The sequence below is a fragment of the Cupriavidus sp. 291-E7 genome, from assembly GCF_057798835.1.
In genome coordinates this window covers 90,014-105,898 of the sequence record NZ_JBYOJV010000003.1, presented here as the reverse complement: position 1 = coordinate 105,898, position 15,885 = coordinate 90,014, and the positions used below count along the sequence as shown (strand labels likewise).

17 protein-coding genes are annotated in these 15,885 nt (G+C 63.6%); 6 read left to right on the top strand and 11 right to left on the bottom strand.

Going from position 1 to position 15,885, the window contains the following annotated elements; all coding sequences use genetic code 11:
- Positions 1-79: 79 nt before the first annotated feature.
- From AC3FLX_RS06460 to AC3FLX_RS06450, 3 genes are read right to left on the bottom strand one after another with little or no spacing between them, the layout of a single operon-like run.
- A complete protein-coding gene (locus tag AC3FLX_RS06460; RefSeq protein WP_488694920.1) occupies positions 80-1,024 on the bottom strand; it encodes a hydroxyacid dehydrogenase in 945 nt (314 codons plus the stop codon).
- Positions 1,021-1,719 carry an RraA family protein gene (locus tag AC3FLX_RS06455; protein ID WP_488694919.1) on the bottom strand — a complete coding sequence of 233 codons (699 nt, stop codon included), beginning with the start codon at positions 1,717-1,719 and terminating at the stop codon, positions 1,021-1,023. Before AC3FLX_RS06455 ends, AC3FLX_RS06460 begins: the two co-directional genes overlap by 4 nt.
- A gap of 37 nt (positions 1,720-1,756) precedes the next feature.
- A complete protein-coding gene (locus AC3FLX_RS06450; protein ID WP_488694917.1) occupies positions 1,757-2,680 on the bottom strand; it encodes a tripartite tricarboxylate transporter substrate binding protein in 924 nt (307 codons plus the stop codon).
- 209 nt (positions 2,681-2,889) lie between these two features.
- On the opposite strand from AC3FLX_RS06450, the gene AC3FLX_RS06445 reads away from it, so the two are divergent.
- Entirely contained in the window at positions 2,890-3,618 is a 729-nt protein-coding gene (locus tag AC3FLX_RS06445) for an IclR family transcriptional regulator (RefSeq protein ID WP_488694915.1), read from the top strand.
- Between the two features lie 48 nt (positions 3,619-3,666).
- Positions 3,667-4,605, top strand: coding sequence for a dihydrodipicolinate synthase family protein (locus tag AC3FLX_RS06440; RefSeq protein WP_488694913.1), 939 nt, complete (start codon positions 3,667-3,669; stop codon positions 4,603-4,605).
- A gap of 222 nt (positions 4,606-4,827) precedes the next feature.
- Here the strand turns inward: AC3FLX_RS06440 and AC3FLX_RS06435 are convergent, their stop codons facing one another.
- A complete protein-coding gene (locus AC3FLX_RS06435; protein ID WP_488694911.1) occupies positions 4,828-5,430 on the bottom strand; it encodes a hypothetical protein in 603 nt (200 codons plus the stop codon).
- A 157-nt stretch (positions 5,431-5,587) separates the two neighbouring features.
- Between AC3FLX_RS06435 and AC3FLX_RS06430 the strand changes: the two genes are divergently transcribed.
- From AC3FLX_RS06430 to AC3FLX_RS06420, 3 genes are all read left to right on the top strand, one after another.
- Entirely contained in the window at positions 5,588-6,265 is a 678-nt protein-coding gene (locus AC3FLX_RS06430; protein ID WP_488694910.1) for a hypothetical protein, read from the top strand.
- A 1-nt stretch (position 6,266) separates the two neighbouring features.
- The gene (locus AC3FLX_RS06425; protein ID WP_488694908.1) at positions 6,267-6,908 is read left to right on the top strand and encodes a hypothetical protein; all 642 of its coding nucleotides are present in this window, start codon (positions 6,267-6,269) and stop codon (positions 6,906-6,908) included.
- 177 nt (positions 6,909-7,085) lie between these two features.
- Positions 7,086-7,466: a hypothetical protein gene (locus AC3FLX_RS06420; protein ID WP_488694907.1), complete on the top strand. Its 381-nt coding sequence runs from the start codon at positions 7,086-7,088 to the stop codon at positions 7,464-7,466.
- 135 nt (positions 7,467-7,601) lie between these two features.
- Here AC3FLX_RS06420 and AC3FLX_RS06415 read toward each other — a convergent pair whose 3' ends face one another.
- Positions 7,602-8,780: a porin gene (locus tag AC3FLX_RS06415; protein WP_488694905.1), complete on the bottom strand. Its 1,179-nt coding sequence runs from the start codon at positions 8,778-8,780 to the stop codon at positions 7,602-7,604.
- Between the two features lie 159 nt (positions 8,781-8,939).
- On the opposite strand from AC3FLX_RS06415, the gene AC3FLX_RS06410 reads away from it, so the two are divergent.
- On the top strand, positions 8,940-9,572 hold the full coding sequence (locus tag AC3FLX_RS06410) for a MarR family winged helix-turn-helix transcriptional regulator (RefSeq protein WP_488694903.1): 633 nt from the start codon (positions 8,940-8,942) through the stop codon (positions 9,570-9,572).
- On the opposite strand, the gene AC3FLX_RS06405 is transcribed toward AC3FLX_RS06410, so the two are convergent.
- Genes AC3FLX_RS06405 through AC3FLX_RS06380 form a run of 6 tightly spaced genes read right to left on the bottom strand, consistent with a single transcriptional unit; the run spans position 9,558 to position 15,863 of the window.
- Complete coding sequence (locus AC3FLX_RS06405) at positions 9,558-10,499, bottom strand: hydroxymethylglutaryl-CoA lyase (protein WP_488694901.1); 942 nt, start codon at positions 10,497-10,499, stop codon at positions 9,558-9,560. The genes AC3FLX_RS06410 and AC3FLX_RS06405 overlap by 15 nt on opposite strands.
- Before the next feature lie 20 nt (positions 10,500-10,519).
- Positions 10,520-12,142, bottom strand: a complete 1,623-nt coding sequence (locus AC3FLX_RS06400; RefSeq protein WP_488694899.1) for an AMP-binding protein — start codon at positions 12,140-12,142, stop codon at positions 10,520-10,522.
- Positions 12,139-12,918: an enoyl-CoA hydratase/isomerase family protein gene (locus AC3FLX_RS06395; protein WP_488694898.1), complete on the bottom strand. Its 780-nt coding sequence runs from the start codon at positions 12,916-12,918 to the stop codon at positions 12,139-12,141. Before AC3FLX_RS06395 ends, AC3FLX_RS06400 begins: the two co-directional genes overlap by 4 nt.
- A 37-nt stretch (positions 12,919-12,955) precedes the next feature.
- Positions 12,956-14,155: a CaiB/BaiF CoA transferase family protein gene (locus AC3FLX_RS06390; RefSeq protein ID WP_488694896.1), complete on the bottom strand. Its 1,200-nt coding sequence runs from the start codon at positions 14,153-14,155 to the stop codon at positions 12,956-12,958.
- Positions 14,156-14,161: 6 nt separating this feature from the next.
- Entirely contained in the window at positions 14,162-14,893 is a 732-nt protein-coding gene (locus AC3FLX_RS06385) for an enoyl-CoA hydratase/isomerase family protein (protein WP_488694894.1), read from the bottom strand.
- Positions 14,894-14,906: 13 nt separating this feature from the next.
- Entirely contained in the window at positions 14,907-15,863 is a 957-nt protein-coding gene (locus AC3FLX_RS06380) for an NAD(P)H-dependent flavin oxidoreductase (RefSeq protein ID WP_488694893.1), read from the bottom strand.
- Positions 15,864-15,885 lie beyond the last annotated feature (22 nt).

The following is a 15,885-nucleotide window of genomic DNA, read 5'->3' as shown; positions in this document are numbered from 1 at the left end:
CCTGGCAGCGGCAATGGATTGGTTGTTCGCCACCCATTGCCGCTGTCCGATTTTATGCAACGGAGCGCGACGGCCCCGTCTATGCCACTGTGGCGATGTCTTGCAATACTGCCAGCACGTTTCGTGCGGCACCTACGCCCATGTTCACGTACGCGGCATCGCTTACGCCGCCGATATGGGGCGACAGGATGAGATTCGGAATCTTCTGGAACGGATGAGGCGCCGTCATCGGCTCGACCGCAAAGCTGTCCAGGCCCGCGGCGTATAGCTTGCCGCTCAGCAGCGCCTCCGCCAGCGCCGACTCGTCGATCAGACCGCCGCGCGCCGTGTTGATCAGAATCGCGCCATCCTTGAACTGGGCCAGCGTTTCGCGGTTCAACATGCCGCGGTTTTCGTCCGTCAGCGGGCAATGCAGCGACACCACATCGGATTCACGATAGAGCTGCTGGAGGTTGTCCACCAACGTCACGCCTTCGGGCACCGTCCTTGCATACGGATCGAACGCCAAGACATGCATGCCCAAGGCCACGCCGGTCACCGCGGCGCGGCGGCCAATCTCGCCCAGCCCCACGATGCCCAGTGTGCGTCCATTCAGTTCGATGGTCTTGTGCGTCGACTTGTCCCAGTGGCCCGCACGCATACGGTCATTGAGATGCGGCACCGCCTTGGCGCAGGCAAGAATCAGCGCCCAGGCGTGCTCGGCCACGGCGGCTGCGTTGGCTCCCACCGCGGCCTTCACGGTGATACCACGCTCGGACGCCGCCTTCTGGTCGATCACATCGATGCCGCTGCCATGCTTCGAGATCACCTTCAGTGACGGGGCGGCGTCCATGATGCTGGCGCCGATCTTGCCGTAGCGCACGATCATCGCAACGGGGTCCTTCTCCCTGGCCAGTGCCAGCACCGTCTCTTCGCTGCACTGCTTGCCTGCGTAGCACACGTCGAAAGCATGCAGCAGTTCCAGCGCCTGCGGCGCGAGGTCGCTTCCCGTGACCAGCAGAACGGGTTTCTTGGCCTCGGTCACAGCGATTCGCCTTCCGCCAGCACGCCGGCCATACGCAGTTCCTTGTCGAGCCAGCCCGGACGCAGATCGCCTGCCTTGATGGCGGCAATACGCTTGGCCTCCGCATCCACCTTCTTTTGTGCCAGGTCCAGGATTACCGGCACGTCTTCGCGTGGAATGACAACGACGCCATCGGCATCGCCAACAATCAGGTCGCCCGGATTGACGGCGACGCCGGCCACCGATGCGGGCCAGTTCACCAGGCCGCCGATGGCCTTGGTCGGGCCGCACGGATTGGTACCGGCGGAAAACACCGGGAACGGGCCATTGGCCAGCTCGTGCGAGTCGCGCACGGCCGCGTCGATGACGAATCCGGCCACGCCCGAAGCCTGTGCCTGCGTGGCCATGATCTCGCCGCACAAGGCCGCTGTCTGATCGCCCTTGCCATCGACGACGATCACGTCGCCTGGTGTGGCGATGGCGAGCGCCACGTGGAACATCAGGTTGTCGCCGGGGCGCACCTCCACGGTCAGCGCGGGACCGCACACCTTCATGGCGGGCGACAGTCCCTGTACCCGGGCATTCAGCGTGCCGCGACGGCCCACTACATCGGCCAGGATGGCGGCCTGAAACTTCGAGGCACGCTCGACCAGCTCAGGGGATACCCGCTCGAATTCACGACGAATCGCGGGGGAGGCTTTGGTTTGGATGCTCATGTACAACTCCAGAAATCACGGACGAACAAAAGGGGGCCTACTTCGTGGAAGCGATCTTCCAGAGGCTTTCGAACTTGCCGCGCTGCGCGGCCATGTGCTGGGTCCACGCAGCGCCGGACAGATAGGAGATGCCGCGCGCCTCGTTGACGGCGCGGCTCAGGAATTCAGGGTCTTTGGTGGTGGCTTCGATCGCGCTCTGCAGACGCCTTGCGATCTCGGGCGGCAAACCCTGTGGCGCGGCGAATCCGCGCTCCGACGAAATCGTGATGTCAAGCTTCTGCTCGCGAGCCGTCGGGATATCGGCCACGACGCCAGGGCGCCGCTCGCTGCCCAGTTGCGCCAGCACCTTCACGTCCTTTGAAGCGCGATCAGCCTCGGTGTACTCGGTCGTGCTCATCGCCATCACGTCGATGTGGTGGCCCAGCAGGCTGGTCTTGGTCTGCGACGTGCCGGCAAACGGAATGTGATTGACCTTCGCGCCGGTGGCCTGCTGCAGCGCCAGCGCCGCCATGTGCCCGTTCGTGCCGATGCCATTGCTGCCCATCGCCAGCCCTTCGGGGTTGCCCTTGAGCTGCTTCACCAGATCGGCCATCGACGCGAGCTTGCTGTCGCCGGCCACCACGAACATGGTCGGATCGTCGATCACGCGCGCCAGCGGAACGATGGCGGCCGGGTTGTATTTGGGCGTTCGCTGGATCGGAATCGTCAGGAATGACGGCGTCGAGATAATGCCGATCGTGTAGCCATCCGGTGCCGCCCGCGACAGGGACACATATGCAATCTCGCCAGATGCACCGGGCTTGTTCACCACGACAATGCGTGCCTTGCCGCCAAGGTGCTTCTGCAGAAAAGGCGCCATTGCCCGCGCCAGCAGGTCAGTGCCCCCGCCGGCGGCAAATCCGACATACACCTCGATGGGCCGGTCTTCAGGCCACGCCGCCTGGGCTGACATCGCGGCCATTGCCATCGCCGCGAAAAGAAGACCTCGGGATCGAACTGCGCGCATTACTTGTCTCCGTTCCTAGCGTTGTACTCTGTACAACGTCGTTTCGTAAATTTGAGACAACTATAGTCGCTAGACGGCGTAGCTCCACCTGTCGTTTACCCGTGTACGATACAAAATAGCGTTGTACATCGTACAATCGCAGAAAATATCGTCGGGAATCAAAGATGAGTAACCACGGGGTTGCCGCGGTCGAAAAGGCATTGAGCCTGCTGGATTGCTTCCGGCTTGGATCGGAAATCCTCTCGCTCGCGCACTTGTCGTCGGCGTCGGGAATGCACAAGACAACCGTCTTCCGGTTGTTGAATTCGCTGGAGAGAATGAGCTACGTGGTACGCACCGCCGACGGCCGATACGCACTGGGCCCGCGCGTGCTCTACCTGGGCAAGCTCTACGAGCAGTCTTTCCAGCTCGGCTCGGTCATCGAACCCGTCCTGCAGGAGCTCGCGCTCGCAACGCGGGAAAGCGCGTCTTATTACGTGCTCCACGGCGACGAGCAGCGGATGTGCCTGTATCGCGCGGAACCCAGTGAGGGCTTGCGGGAAACCCGCCTGCCGGGCACGATCCTCCCACTCGACGATACGGCGATCGGGTCCGTGCTCAAGTACTGGGGCAAGGAAGAAGTATCCGCAAAGCGCGACGATCCGTTGCCGTGGTTCACGTCTGGCGTCCGGGACGTCTATACGGCGGCATTCGCCACGCCGCTGTTCGGCGCGGGCGACAAGTTCATGGCGGCACTCACGCTCTCCGGGCCTGCGTCGCGCCTGCAGGCAGCGGATCGATCGGAGATCGCGCGCGTCCAGCTTGTGGCCGCGAACAAGCTGTCCAGGTTGCTGGGCGCCAGCGCCGCGTGGTGCGAATCGATCTACAACACCGACTCATTCATGCACGACTAACCGGTTTCCGTCGCGCCACTCGCCTCGGAACGACAACAGGAACATGCAATGGCTCTTACCGCAGAAGCAAAAGGTGTATTCCCTATCGCGCCGACTCCGTTCCTGGATGACGGCTCAATCGATGTCAGTTCCATCGATCGCATGATGGACTTCTACGTCGGGTGTGGATCCACGGGCGTCACGGTGCTCGGTCAGCTCGGCGAAGCCGCGAAGCTCGAACACACGGAATCGCTCGACGTCGCGGCCCGCGTCATCGCCCGCTCCGCCGGGTTGCCGGTCGTTGTGGGCGTGTCCGCCCCCGGCTTTGCCGCCATGCGGGCCCTGACGAGAGACGTGATGGATAGGGGCGCGGCCGGCGTCATGATTGCACCGCCCAACACGCTGCGCACCGACGACCAGATCGTGACCTACTACCGGCAAGCCGTGGAGGCCATTGGCGCCGATGTGCCATTCGTCCTGCAGGATTACCCCTTGACCTTCTCCGTACAGATGACGCCTGGCGTGATCCGCCGCATCGTTCAGGAGCTGCCGTCGTGCGTCATGCTCAAGCATGAGGACTGGCCGGGTCTGGAAAAGATATCGACGCTGCGCGCATTCGAATCCGATGGATCGATGCGCCATATCTCCATCCTGTGCGGCAACAACGGCCTGTTCCTGGACTACGAACTCGAACGCGGTGCCGATGGCGCCAACACCGGATATTGCTTCCCGGACATGCTGTGCGACGTTGTCAGACTCTCGGCCGAGGGGCGGCGCGAAGAAGCCCATGATCTGTTCGATGCGCACCTGCCCTTGCTTCGCTACGAGCAACAGCCCGGCGCCGGCCTGGCCGTGCGCAAGTACGTGCTGATGCGGCGCGGCATCCTGAGTTCCGCCGCCCAGCGCAAGCCCGCCGCGGCAATGTCCGAGCGAGCCAGGAAGGAAGTCGACCACCTTCTGGCGCGGCTGGCCACCAAGGACCCGCGCGCCGCGCAATGCCTAGCGTAACGCGCATCCGACACCCCCAAGGCCGCCGGCGTTATACGCCGGCTACTCCGGCTACCGCACGGGAATCGCATTCGGATTTGGCATTGGGTTGATCACAGCGGCGGCGATCTTCGGCAATTGCGACGCGAACAACGACGACGTACACATCGGGCATCGCAACGAATGCGGCGTTCCGGTTTTACCGGAACGCCGCATTGAATCCACCCGACTCCGCCCTGTCAGTTAATTAATGATTGGATTCTTCTTCTGCATATCGTCCTTAATCATCTTTGACCAGCTTGCACCCACTTGCCGTTCGGTCACATAGCCGCGTTTCCGCGTATCGATCTGGTCGAAGCGCTTGTAAACCTCGGGCATGCCGGCACGCGCTTCCTCACGGGTCAGCTTGCCGTCGTGATCGGTGTCGGCTTCCTTGAAGCGTTCGGAAAACCACTTCTTTGTCTCCGCCGGGGTCATTCCCTTTGGCGGCTGCGGTACTTCGTTGATATCCGTGGTAGTCGGTGCGGCTGCCGGCATTCCCGCTGGCGCCGCTTCTTGCGCGGGCTGTGCGTAAACGGCGCTATTGGCGACGGCAGTCAATAATGCGAAAGCAGCGACAAGGAAGTTCACCCTTACCATTTTCTCTCCCGTTTCGTGATTTGCGCCGTTGTAGCGGCCGCTGAAAATGCGATGATTGCAGACCGCAATGACATCGCTCCAGCACCGGTATAGTGCAAATCCGACCAGTGCGACAGCTTTTTGCTTATCGAGGCAATGCCGCCTCGTTCCATTAATTGGAAATCCGCAGCCGTCTGGCGTGCCCATACCTATACCGATACCGCGCATCGTTGCCGCCGATAATTAATGCGGAAAATCGGAATGGCAACGGAGAAGAGTTTGTAGGACCTTGGTCCAATGGAAGGACTGCGTCGATCGGCCTACCGTGTGCGGAGTTAATACCGAAGCAGCAACGCGCGAACGCCAGATTTTGGGAGGCACCAGCATGCCGACTTTGAATCCGCCGCAAAGCGAAAGTGCCAGGGATCGCGCGCCGGTTCTGGATGTCGTCGACCGCGTGTCCGAGATGTGTTTCGGGCTGTACATGGCGCTGACGTTCGTTGGCACGGTCTCCTCCACCACCGCCGGACCTGACGCGGCACAGACCATGCTGCGTGCCGCCATTGGCTGCAACCTGGCCTGGGGACTCGTCGACGCGATCATGTATCTGGTGCGGACGCTGGCGGGGCGCGGCATGCTTCAGAAGCTAGCCGTGACGGTGAAGCACGGCAGTCCAACCGCCGGCATTGCGGCGATCCGCGACGCGCTGCCGCCCGCCATGAATCCACACATCGCCAACGAGGATCTGGAACCCATACGGGCGCGGCTCGTTGCCGGGGCCACGGTTTCGGAGCGCCCTTCCCTGAATCTTCCGGACCTGCTTGCCGCGATACGCATCTTCTGCATCGTCGTGCTGTCGACCTTTCCCGTTGCGCTGCCATTCGTCCTGTTGCACGACGTAGCAACCGCCCTTGTCGTGTCCAGGGTTCTGACGCTGGCCATGCTCTTCGCCGGCGGTGCGGCGCTGGGGCACTACGGCGGGATCAGCCCGTGGCGGGCCGGCCTTGGCATGATGGTGCTCGGCGTGGCCGTGACCGCGGCGGTCATCGCTTTGGGAGGATGAAATGCGCGCGCCCCTGGCCGCCGTCGGGTTCTGGCTGGCTTCGAGCTGCGTCCTTGCCCAGGAAGTGGCCGTCGTCCAGCCGGACGCTGGTGGCGCTCCGCCGCCTGCGTGGACCTTTCTGGCGACGGGGTTCTGGAACATGCCGCGACAGGAGGGCAACTACGGGTCGGGCATTTTTATCGCCGATCATGACAAGCTTCATCTGGAAGCGCGCGTCAACTACGAGGCGCGGCACGCGCAGTCGGGCTTTATCGGATGGTCGTTCTCCGGCGGCGAGAAAATCCAGTACAAGGTCACGCCGATTGTCGGCTTCGTGGCCGGCAGCGCCCACGGGCCAATCGCGGGCGCGGAGGCCAGCCTAGCGGTGGGCAAGTTCGACTACTACATCGAAGCGGAGTATCTGCCCGGAACCGGCTCCACCACACCCTATACCTATGCCTGGAGCGAGCTGGGCTTCCGGCCGGTTCCGTGGCTTCGCTTTGGCTTTGTTGCGCAACGCACCCGGGTCTATGGCGGAGATCGTGACTTTCAACGCGGCGGCTTGCTGCAGCTCACATTCGGCAAGATCACCGGCAGCGTCTATTGGTTCAATCCCAAGTCCCATGAGCAGGTGGTGATTGCCGCCATGACCGTCGCGTTCTAGCGTCGCGCGGGTTCCGAGACGAAACCTCGCGCACCAAGTGCCGCAAACTGGCCTTGCCGTACTGGCTGGCCGTGGAAAACATTCAGCCGCCCATTCAACTGCTTGCGGCGGATATATTCTTTACGAACGGGGTGCGGTTCCTGTCCGCACCACCACCGAAAGTACGGCACTGACGACATGAAGCGTGTTCACGCACTGACCGGGCTTTGCGTCCTGTTGGCTGCCTGCGTATCGACCGGCGTAGACGTGAAGCCGGAGCAATTGTCGAACTTCCTGCCCGGCTTTTCTACAGCCGATGACGTCACCACCCAGCTTGGAACGCCAACTTCCCAGGTAACGTTAAGGAACGGCTCCACCATCCTGATCTATTCCTTCGCGACGTCCAGACCTCACCCTGAGAGTTTTATCCCGTTTATCGGCCCGCTGTTTTCCGGAGGCGAGATTCGGTCGTCCACCGTCCTGTTCGAGTTCGATGAAAACGGCGTTCTCAGAAGTCAGCGCAGAACGACATCGAGCGGTGCTTCGGGCTTGAGCGTGTTGCCGCCCAACCCGATGTAGCCGGACGCTACGGGCCATTGTGATGCGAGCGGATCTCACGGCCGAGGGAATCTTCTTGCCGCCATGACATCGCAATGAAAATGCGGCGCCCAACCAGAAGCGCCGCATTTCATGCCTGACTCAGTGCGTCAACGCTCAGAAGCGATGTCGCATGCCGAGGAACACGCCAACACTGTTGTCATGCCCGGCGTATGGGCCGTTCATGCTTGCGCTGACCTTGTTGTAGGTTCCCGCGATGTACGTGTCGGTCCGCTTCGAAAAGAAATAGTCGCCTATCAGGAAGGCAGACAGCTTGTGGCCGTTGTCGCCAGCGGCATTGACGTTATCGACGGCATCATAGATCGCCGCCGCCTTCACTACGAACGCTTGCGTGACCTGGTACGTGGCACCGAACTGGAAGACGTGGTCCGTTCTTGCCGCGGTACCGGCGCCGATGTTCGTAATGCCGGGATTGGCATAGAACTGCGCGTTGGTGCCGTAGGTCGGTGCGAAGTCCTGGCTGGTCGATGGCGCAAAAGCCGCGTCGCGTCGCGTGAAGAGGTAGTAGCCGTGCAGTGTCACGGAGCCAATCGCATAGGACGCGCCCACACCGGCGTTCGTTTGCTTGTTCCTGGCCGGGTCTCTGGCCTGCTGGCCTACGATGCCCAACCCGAGCGGTCCGCTGGTATAGCCCACGCCCGCCGCATACGTCGAGCCGGCCGACGCGGCGCCCGCAAATTCGCCAAGCGAGTACGCGGCCTCGAACTTCAGCGGCCCAACGTTCTGCTGATACTTGACCGAATTGTCGAGCCGCGACCCTTCCAGCAGCTGCACCCAGACGTCGCTCGCGCCGGTATTGCCCCAGCCGATCGTGTCGAACGGCAACAGGATATCGAACGGCACGCTGTATTGGCGACCGAGCGTGATCTGCCCGTAGTCCGCATTGAGGCCGACCCAGGCTTGCCGGCCAAACAACCGTGCGCCCTGCAGCGATACGCCGGTGTCCGGGCTGAATCCCGACTCAAGCCTGAACACCGCCGATGTGCCGCCGCCCAGATCCTCGCTGCCCAGAATCCCCCAGCGCGAGCCATTGAAGAAGCCCGGCACGATACCCACCGCGCCACCACTGCTGGTGGCTCGTCCCGCTGCATTCGTCGCGGCGACCTGATGGGATTGATATGCGATGGCGGTATCGATCAGTCCGTACAGCGTGACGGACGTCTGCGCATGCGCCGTGCCTGCAATCGTCAGCATGGCGCCAAGCACGGAAACCTTCTTCACGGCGCTGGCTCGCCTTTGTGTACTGACCGTGGTCAGTCCTCCCTTGTCCTGCATCTCTCATCTCCTCCTCTGTTGTGGAACGTCTTTTTAAATTGGTTTCGAATGTAAATTACATGATGGACATCGTCAACTATCTACACGTGCAATCTGTCGCTTCCAATTGACAATGCAGTTAGAATCGTTGACAGACTCAACCAATGGAAACCCTCGCCGATGAGCGCAACGAAACGCAGTTCAGGTGCCGCGCCGCGGATCATTACCGATCTGCTTTCCTCACGACTGCACAACCTGGCCGGCCTTTCAGCGGCAAGCGCGTCTTTGCGCGTGCAGCGCAAGTTCGGGCTGACATTGCTGGAATGGCGATCGATCGGCATGCTCGGCGCGCACGCACCGCTATCGCTGAAGGAACTCGCGCGCCGCGCCGCGCTGGACAAGAGTTACGCCAGCCGCACGGTATCGGGACTGATCGAGCGCGGACTGATCGTGAGCGAGCGGAGTGACACCGACGCCCGGGCGGTTCTGCTAAGCCTGACCAAGACCGGCGACGCGCTCTACCGCAAGGTGATCGTCGACGCCAATGCGCGTAACGAGCGGTTGCTGAGTCCGCTGAACGCGGAGCAACGCAAGCAACTGATGGAAATGCTGGCGATGCTCACCACCAGCGCGCGTGAAGTGCTGGACCAGGAGCGACGGGCCGCCGCCGGCGAACCCATCGAGGAGACGGAACCCCCTGTGGCGGCGGCCGACACGTCGACGCACACGGAAGGCGCCGATCTGGATCTCGGCGAGATCCGCTCGCTGTTATCGCGCCTTAACCAGCTGGTTGGCAATTCAGGCGGCGCGTAGCGACGCCCGCAGCGGATTCAGGCCGCTGCGCAACACCCGGCTGTGCAAGGCTCGCCCGAGCACCGCTTCACATTGCCGGGCTGCCTCCAGCATGCCTTCCAGATCGATACCTGTTCGCACGCCCATCGCGTCCAGCAATGCAACCCAGTCCTCGGTGCAGACGTTGCCGGTATGTCCGCCACCGTATTGCACCTTGGCGGGATGACCGCCCACACCGCCTATGGCGCAATCGAAGTGCGTCACCCCTGCGTCCAGCGCGGCAACATAGTTGACCAACCCCGTGCCGCGCGTGTCGTGGAAATGCGCAATCGGCGTGACATCCGGAAAATCGTGGCGCATGGCCCTGAACAGGGACCGCGTGGTCTCGGGCGTTGCCATGCCGGTTGTATCGCCAAGCGTCACCAGCGTGACGCCCGCATCTCGAAACCGTCCCACGTCGCGTAGCACCTCCTGCGGATCGACACGGCCTTCGAACGGGCAGCCGAATGCGACCGAGATAGTGCCGACCATGCGAAAATGCCCGCGCGCCGCATCGGCCATGACGCCGATGTTCTGCCATTGATCCTCGCGGCTGCGCTTGAGATTTCGTTCCGAATGCGACGATGAGGCGGACACCAGCAGGCTCACTTCGTTGGCGCCGATACCTGCTTCCAGGTCTGCCAGCGCGCGCTGCACCGCGTGGCCGTTGGCGCAGGTCGCCTTGTACTTGACGCCATCGCGCCGTGGCAGCGCGCGCAGCAACTCGGTGGCATCGGCGAACTGCGGAACCACTTTCGGATTCGAGTACGACGTGGCTTCCACCCGTGGAAAGCCAATCGCCGCAAATCGGTCGACCAGCGCAACCTTGGTTTCGGTCGGCACAAAATCGGGTTCATGCTGCAGCCCGTCGCGGGCAAAGCACTCACACAGGACAACTTCGGCAGTCATGGGCGTATCCGTCTGGGTGTTCATTGGCTTGCCAGGTGAAACAGCGCGATGGCGTGCTCGCGCAGCTTGTTCTTCTGCACCTTGCCACTTGCCGTCATGCCAATGCGTTCGAAGTCGGTCACGATATCGGCGTAGCGCGGCGCGCGGAAGTTCGCCATGCGCGGCTTGGCCCAAGCCAGCAGCGCCTCGGCATCCAGTGCCATGCCCGGCTTCAGCGTGACAAACGCGGCCGGCACTTCGCCCAGGCGCGCGTCGGGCACGCCGACCACCTGGGCCGAAGCGACGGCGGGATGGGACAGCAGTACCTGCTCCACCTCCGCCGGCGCCACGTTCTCGCCCCCGACGCGGAACACATCCTTCAGCCGGCCCACCAGCCGCAGATACCCGTCCTCGCGCAATACGCCGAGATCGCCGGTGCGCAGCCAGCCGTCCGCCGTGAATGCCTTGGCGTTTGCCTCGGTCTGCTTGTAGTAGCCCCGCATCACGCCCCAGCCCTTCACCTGAATCTCGCCGACCGTGCCATCGGCGCACACGGCGCCCGTTGCCTCATCGACGACGCGCACCGCGACCCCATCGTGCGGGCGTGCAAAGCCACCCACGCGCAACGCCGCATCGTCGCGCCAGTCATTGATGGCGACGTTCGGCGAGGCTTCCGACAGGCCATACGCCCAGCAGATACGTTCAATACCCATTTCATCGATGATGCGCTGCATGGTGTCGGGTCCCGCCGCGGCCCATCCGCCGCGAAGGTGCAGTTTCGTGCGATCGAACGACGCATGCGAGATCAGCATCTGGAACAGCGTCTCGTTGCCCGAGATGAAAGTGCAGCGCTCGCGCTCCAGCATCGCCAGCGCGGCACCGGCTTCGAACGTGGGCAACGTGGCGATGCTCGCGCCCGCGCACAGCGCGCAAAGCAGCGAGAGCGTGGACCCCGCCACATGAAAGAACGGCCGGCAATTGAAATAGCAATCCGAAGGCTCGATCCCAAGCCGCTGGCCAACGGCCGACGCATTGCGCAACATGTTGTCGTGCGTGAGCATCACGCCCTTCGGATGCGCCGTCGTGCCGGACGTGAACTGGATCAGCAGGAGGTCGTCGGGCGTCACCGCACGCATGGCATCGACTAGCGCTTCGTCGGACAGCGCATCGCCCGAGGCAAGGAACGCCTGCCATGCGAGACCCGCGCGCGGCACATCGTCGCCAAGCACGACCACGTCTTGCAGCAATGGCAGCGCCTGTCCCGGCAGCGCTTGATCGACGGCAGGTTCCGCCTCGCGCAGGAAGGCCATGAAATCGATCTTCAGGAACCGGTCGTTCAGGATCAGCAGCCGCACGTCGGACTGACGCAGGCAATACTCGATCTCCGCGGCCTTGAACCGCGTATTGACGGGAACGGTCACGGCACCGATCAGTGCCGCGCCGTAAAAGCTCGCCACCCAGTTCGCATCGTTGCCGCACAGCAGGCCCACGAAATCGCCGCGCCGTACGCCGCGCGCCAGCAACGCCTTGGCAACGCGACGCGCCTGCGCCTCCAGCTCATGCCACGCGGTGTCGCCATCGGGGGTGACCAGCGCGCGCCGCGCACCACGTTGAGCGGCCTGCTGCGCCAGCACGGCGGCCAATGTGCGAGGTTCCCACGTCATTTGTTGCCTCCAAACGTACCGATGCCCGCACGCCAGTCGGAGCGAGCCAGATTCTCTTCAATGGCGAGCAATTCCTCGGCCAGCGCACCACGCGGGCCGAGTTCGATGCCACGGTCGATGCAACGCTTGGCCAGGCGCATGCCCAGCGGCGGCGCCTTGGCAATGTTCGCCGCCATGTCCGCCACCTCGGACTCCACCTTGTCCGCCGCGACGACGCGGGTAACGAGGCCGACATCGAGCGCTTCGGCCGCTGTCAGGCGGCGACCGGTAAACATCATGTCCTTGGCCAACCGCTTGCCGACGATGCGCGCCAGGCGTTGCGTGGCGCCGACGGTGCCCCACAGCGCTTCCGGCGTCCAGAAGCTGGCATCCGGCGTGGCAACGGCAAAGTCGCAGGCCGCCGTGATTTCCACACCGGAACCGGCTGCGGCACCTTCCACGACTGCGATGACCGGCATCGGCAAGCGTTCCAGTGCCTCGTAGGCGAAGAATCCACGCATGCGGCGAGCCAGCACCTGCGCTTCATCCATCGTCTTTCGTTCCTTGAGATCCGCCCCGGCGCAAAACACCGAACCGGCGGCCCGCACGACCACGACACGTACTTCGGCATCGGCCTCGGCCGCACTCGCGGCGGCCTGCAAACCCTCGCACATGGCCAGGTTCAGCGCATTCCGGCTCTCCGGACGATTCAGCGTAATGGTGGCAACGCCGTCTTTCACGGCATACAGTACCGCGGGCTGTGCGCCCGGCTCGATTGCTTCGTTCGATTCCGTCATGATTTTCTCGATGGCTCCTGCTGGTACGCGACGGCGCTCAGATGGCCTTGGCTTCGCGCAGTGCCTGCAATTTCGATGCGTCGATGCCCAAGCGCTCGCGCAGCACGTCGGCCGTATGTTCGCCAAGCAGCGGCGGTCTGCCCACCTCGGGGTCGTCCCAGCCATCGAAGCGCAGCGGCACCGGCAGCGCCGGAAACTGGCCGATGACCGGATGATCGAAATGCGCCACCATGCCGCGCGCCTGCACGTGGGGGTCGGACAGCACTTCGTCCACCGACTTGATCGGTCCGGCTGGCACACCGGCAGCATCCAGTGCGTCGCACAGCGCGTCGCGGTCGTATGCGGCGATGGCATCGGTCAATTGCCGCATGACTTCGTCACGCCGCCGCACGCGCCCCGCGTTGCTTTGCAGCTCCGGGTCCGCGCCCCAGGCTTCCAGTTTCAGAACCTTGCACAGCGGCGCCCAGTGCTGATCGCTTGCGGTGATATGGAGCCAGCGGCCACATGCGGCCTGAAAGCTCGCCGATGGCACGCGCCCCGGATGCTCGGTGCCCATGCGCGGCGGCACTTCGTGCAACGTGAACCAGCGCGCAGCGGCCAGTGTGAGCAGACTTACCTGTGCGTCGAACATCGACAGGTCGATGTGGCAACCCTGCCCCGATGCGCTACGCCCCTGCAGCGCGGAGAGCACCGCGATGGCCGCCCAGAGTCCCGACGTCAGGTCCGCCACCGGCAAACCCGGCTTGACCGGCCCGCCATCGCGCTCGCCGGTCAGGCTCATGATCCCGCCCATCGCCTGGAACACCGTGTCGTACCCCTTGCGCGGCGCGTAGGGGCCGGTCTGGCCAAAGCCGGTGCACGATAGATAGACCAGTTTCGGATTGATCTCCCGCAGCGTGTCCGGACCAAGCCCATAGCGCTTGAGCGTACCCACCGGAAAGTTCTCGATCACCACGTCGACGTCGGCGGCCAGGTCCCGCACGATCTGCTGTCCGGCTTCGCTGCGCAAATTGACCGTGATGGATTGCTTGCTGCGGTTGAACGCCATGTAATAGGCGCTCTCGCTGCCGGCTTCCGTCTCCACGCGCGGCTCGAAGCTGCGTGTCTCGTCACCGGCGCCGGGCTGCTCGACCTTGATTACCTTGGCACCGAGTTCCGCAAGGATCATCGATGCGAACGGGCACGCGAGCACCCGCGACAGATCGAGAATCGTGATGTGTTCGAGTGGCTTGCTCATGGCCGGCTACCGCTCCGTGCGCACGAAGCTGCGCATGCGCTTGTTGGCTTCGCGCCCGACTTCCAGTCCGCGCGCCAATGGCAGGTCAACCACCTCGTGGAAGGTCTGCTTGGTCGTGGCCATCGCGGCGCGGCTCACGCCTGCCAGCTGGCTGGCCAGCGTCATGGTTGCGTCCATCAGCAGGTGGTCGTCGTGCACGGCGTTGACCATGCCCAGTTCGACCGCGCGCTCGGCATCGATCGATTCCCCGGTGGCCACCATGTGGAACGCCGCCTTGCGGCCAATCTGCCGCGTCAGGTTCGGTAGCACGATGGCGGCGACGATGCCGTGCTTCACCTCCGGGTAGCCGATACGCGCCGAGCGCGCGGCGAGCGCCAGATCGCATGCGATGGCCAGACCCGCGCCGCCGCCCATTGCAAATCCATTGATGGCGGCAATCACGGGCTTGCTCATGCGGGAAACGCTCAGATGCAGTTGCATCGTCAGCTCGGCCCGCTCTTCCACGCGCGACATCTGGTCAGGGGTCAGGTCCTTGAACTCGGTGATGTCAGCGCCGGCGCAGAACGCGGAGCCATTGCCGGTGAGCACGACCACATGCACCGCATCGTCGGCCTCGGCCGCGGCGAGCGCCTCGACGAGGCCACGTGTCAGGGCATTGTTCAGCGCGTTGCGCTTTTCCGGGCGGTTCATGCGCAGCACGCGCACCTGGCCAACGTCGTCAATTTGCAGTTCGTCCATGTCCCCTACCTCTCTACTTCCATTGATTTGCCATGCGCATCATCGCCTCACGCGTCTCTGCCGCAATGCGCTCGACCAGTGCCGCCGCTGGCTCCAGTGCATCGATCAGCGCGGCGCTTTGCCCCGCCTCGACCTTGCCGTGGTCGACATCGCCATCGAGCGCCGCCATCTTCAGCGATCGGCTGCCGAACAGCGCCTCCAGCGCCTCGCGCGACTCGCCTGCCCTTTCCGCGGCCTCGTATTCGTCGGTGAACGCGTTGCGTACCGCGCGAATCGGCAGGCCACGCCAGCCCACGAGGGTGGTATCGCCCACGCCTGCCGCCAACACCTTGTTCTTATATGCGTCATGCAGCGATGCCTCCGGCGTCAGCAGGAAGCGTGTGCCCATCTGCACGGCATCGGCGCCCAGGCACAGCATGGCCGCCACGCCCGCGCCATCGGCCACCCCGCCACCGGCGATGATCGGCAGGTCGACGGCACGCGCAATCAGGCGCACCAGTACCAGCGTGCTGGTGCCGCTGGGCGGCGGATGTCCGCCTGCCTCGCCACCGACCACGACCAGGCCGTCCACGCCAGCCGCCGCCGCCTTGCGCGCATGGTCGGGATGCGCCACCACATGCAGCCACTTGACCCCTGCGGCCTGAAAGCGGCCAATATGTTCGCGCGGACTACCCTGCGATGCGATCAGGATCGGCACCGCTTCGTCGAGCACGACTTGCAGATGCTCGGCGGATCGCTTGTTGTACAGCGCCACGTTGACCGCGAACGGTGCATCGGTGATTTCTCGAACTTCCCGGATCGCGCGGCGCAGATCGTCGGGCCGCATCGGGCCAGCCGCAATCACCCCCAGGCCCCCGGCCTTCGATACCGCCCCCACCAGCAGCGAACTGGACGAAGCCCAGCTCATGCCTGCCTGGATGATGGGGTAACGGATCCCGAGCAATTCGGTGATTCGCGTCTTGATGCTCATGTTCTGATTCCTCTGCAAAACC

Excerpts from the sequence above, each read along its gene's own strand:
- AC3FLX_RS06390 (WP_488694896.1), bottom strand. The coding sequence starts at position 14,155 with ATGAGCAAGCCACTCGAACACATCACGATTCTCGATCTGTCGCGGGTG.
- AC3FLX_RS06430 (WP_488694910.1), top strand. The coding sequence starts at position 5,588 with ATGCCGACTTTGAATCCGCCGCAAAGCGAAAGTGCCAGGGATCGCGCG.
- AC3FLX_RS06410 (WP_488694903.1), top strand. The coding sequence starts at position 8,940 with ATGAGCGCAACGAAACGCAGTTCAGGTGCCGCGCCGCGGATCATTACC.
- AC3FLX_RS06385 (WP_488694894.1), bottom strand. The coding sequence starts at position 14,893 with ATGGACGAACTGCAAATTGACGACGTTGGCCAGGTGCGCGTGCTGCGC.
- AC3FLX_RS06440 (WP_488694913.1), top strand. The coding sequence starts at position 3,667 with ATGGCTCTTACCGCAGAAGCAAAAGGTGTATTCCCTATCGCGCCGACT.
- AC3FLX_RS06420 (WP_488694907.1), top strand. The coding sequence starts at position 7,086 with ATGAAGCGTGTTCACGCACTGACCGGGCTTTGCGTCCTGTTGGCTGCC.
- AC3FLX_RS06395 (WP_488694898.1), bottom strand. The coding sequence starts at position 12,918 with ATGACGGAATCGAACGAAGCAATCGAGCCGGGCGCACAGCCCGCGGTA.
- AC3FLX_RS06445 (WP_488694915.1), top strand. The coding sequence starts at position 2,890 with ATGAGTAACCACGGGGTTGCCGCGGTCGAAAAGGCATTGAGCCTGCTG.
- AC3FLX_RS06400 (WP_488694899.1), bottom strand. The coding sequence starts at position 12,142 with ATGACGTGGGAACCTCGCACATTGGCCGCCGTGCTGGCGCAGCAGGCC.
- AC3FLX_RS06435 (WP_488694911.1), bottom strand. The coding sequence starts at position 5,430 with ATGCGCGGTATCGGTATAGGTATGGGCACGCCAGACGGCTGCGGATTT.
- AC3FLX_RS06455 (WP_488694919.1), bottom strand. The coding sequence starts at position 1,719 with ATGAGCATCCAAACCAAAGCCTCCCCCGCGATTCGTCGTGAATTCGAG.
- AC3FLX_RS06380 (WP_488694893.1), bottom strand. The coding sequence starts at position 15,863 with ATGAGCATCAAGACGCGAATCACCGAATTGCTCGGGATCCGTTACCCC.
- AC3FLX_RS06405 (WP_488694901.1), bottom strand. The coding sequence starts at position 10,499 with ATGACTGCCGAAGTTGTCCTGTGTGAGTGCTTTGCCCGCGACGGGCTG.
- AC3FLX_RS06425 (WP_488694908.1), top strand. The coding sequence starts at position 6,267 with ATGCGCGCGCCCCTGGCCGCCGTCGGGTTCTGGCTGGCTTCGAGCTGC.
- AC3FLX_RS06450 (WP_488694917.1), bottom strand. The coding sequence starts at position 2,680 with ATGGCCGCGATGTCAGCCCAGGCGGCGTGGCCTGAAGACCGGCCCATC.
- AC3FLX_RS06415 (WP_488694905.1), bottom strand. The coding sequence starts at position 8,780 with ATGCAGGACAAGGGAGGACTGACCACGGTCAGTACACAAAGGCGAGCC.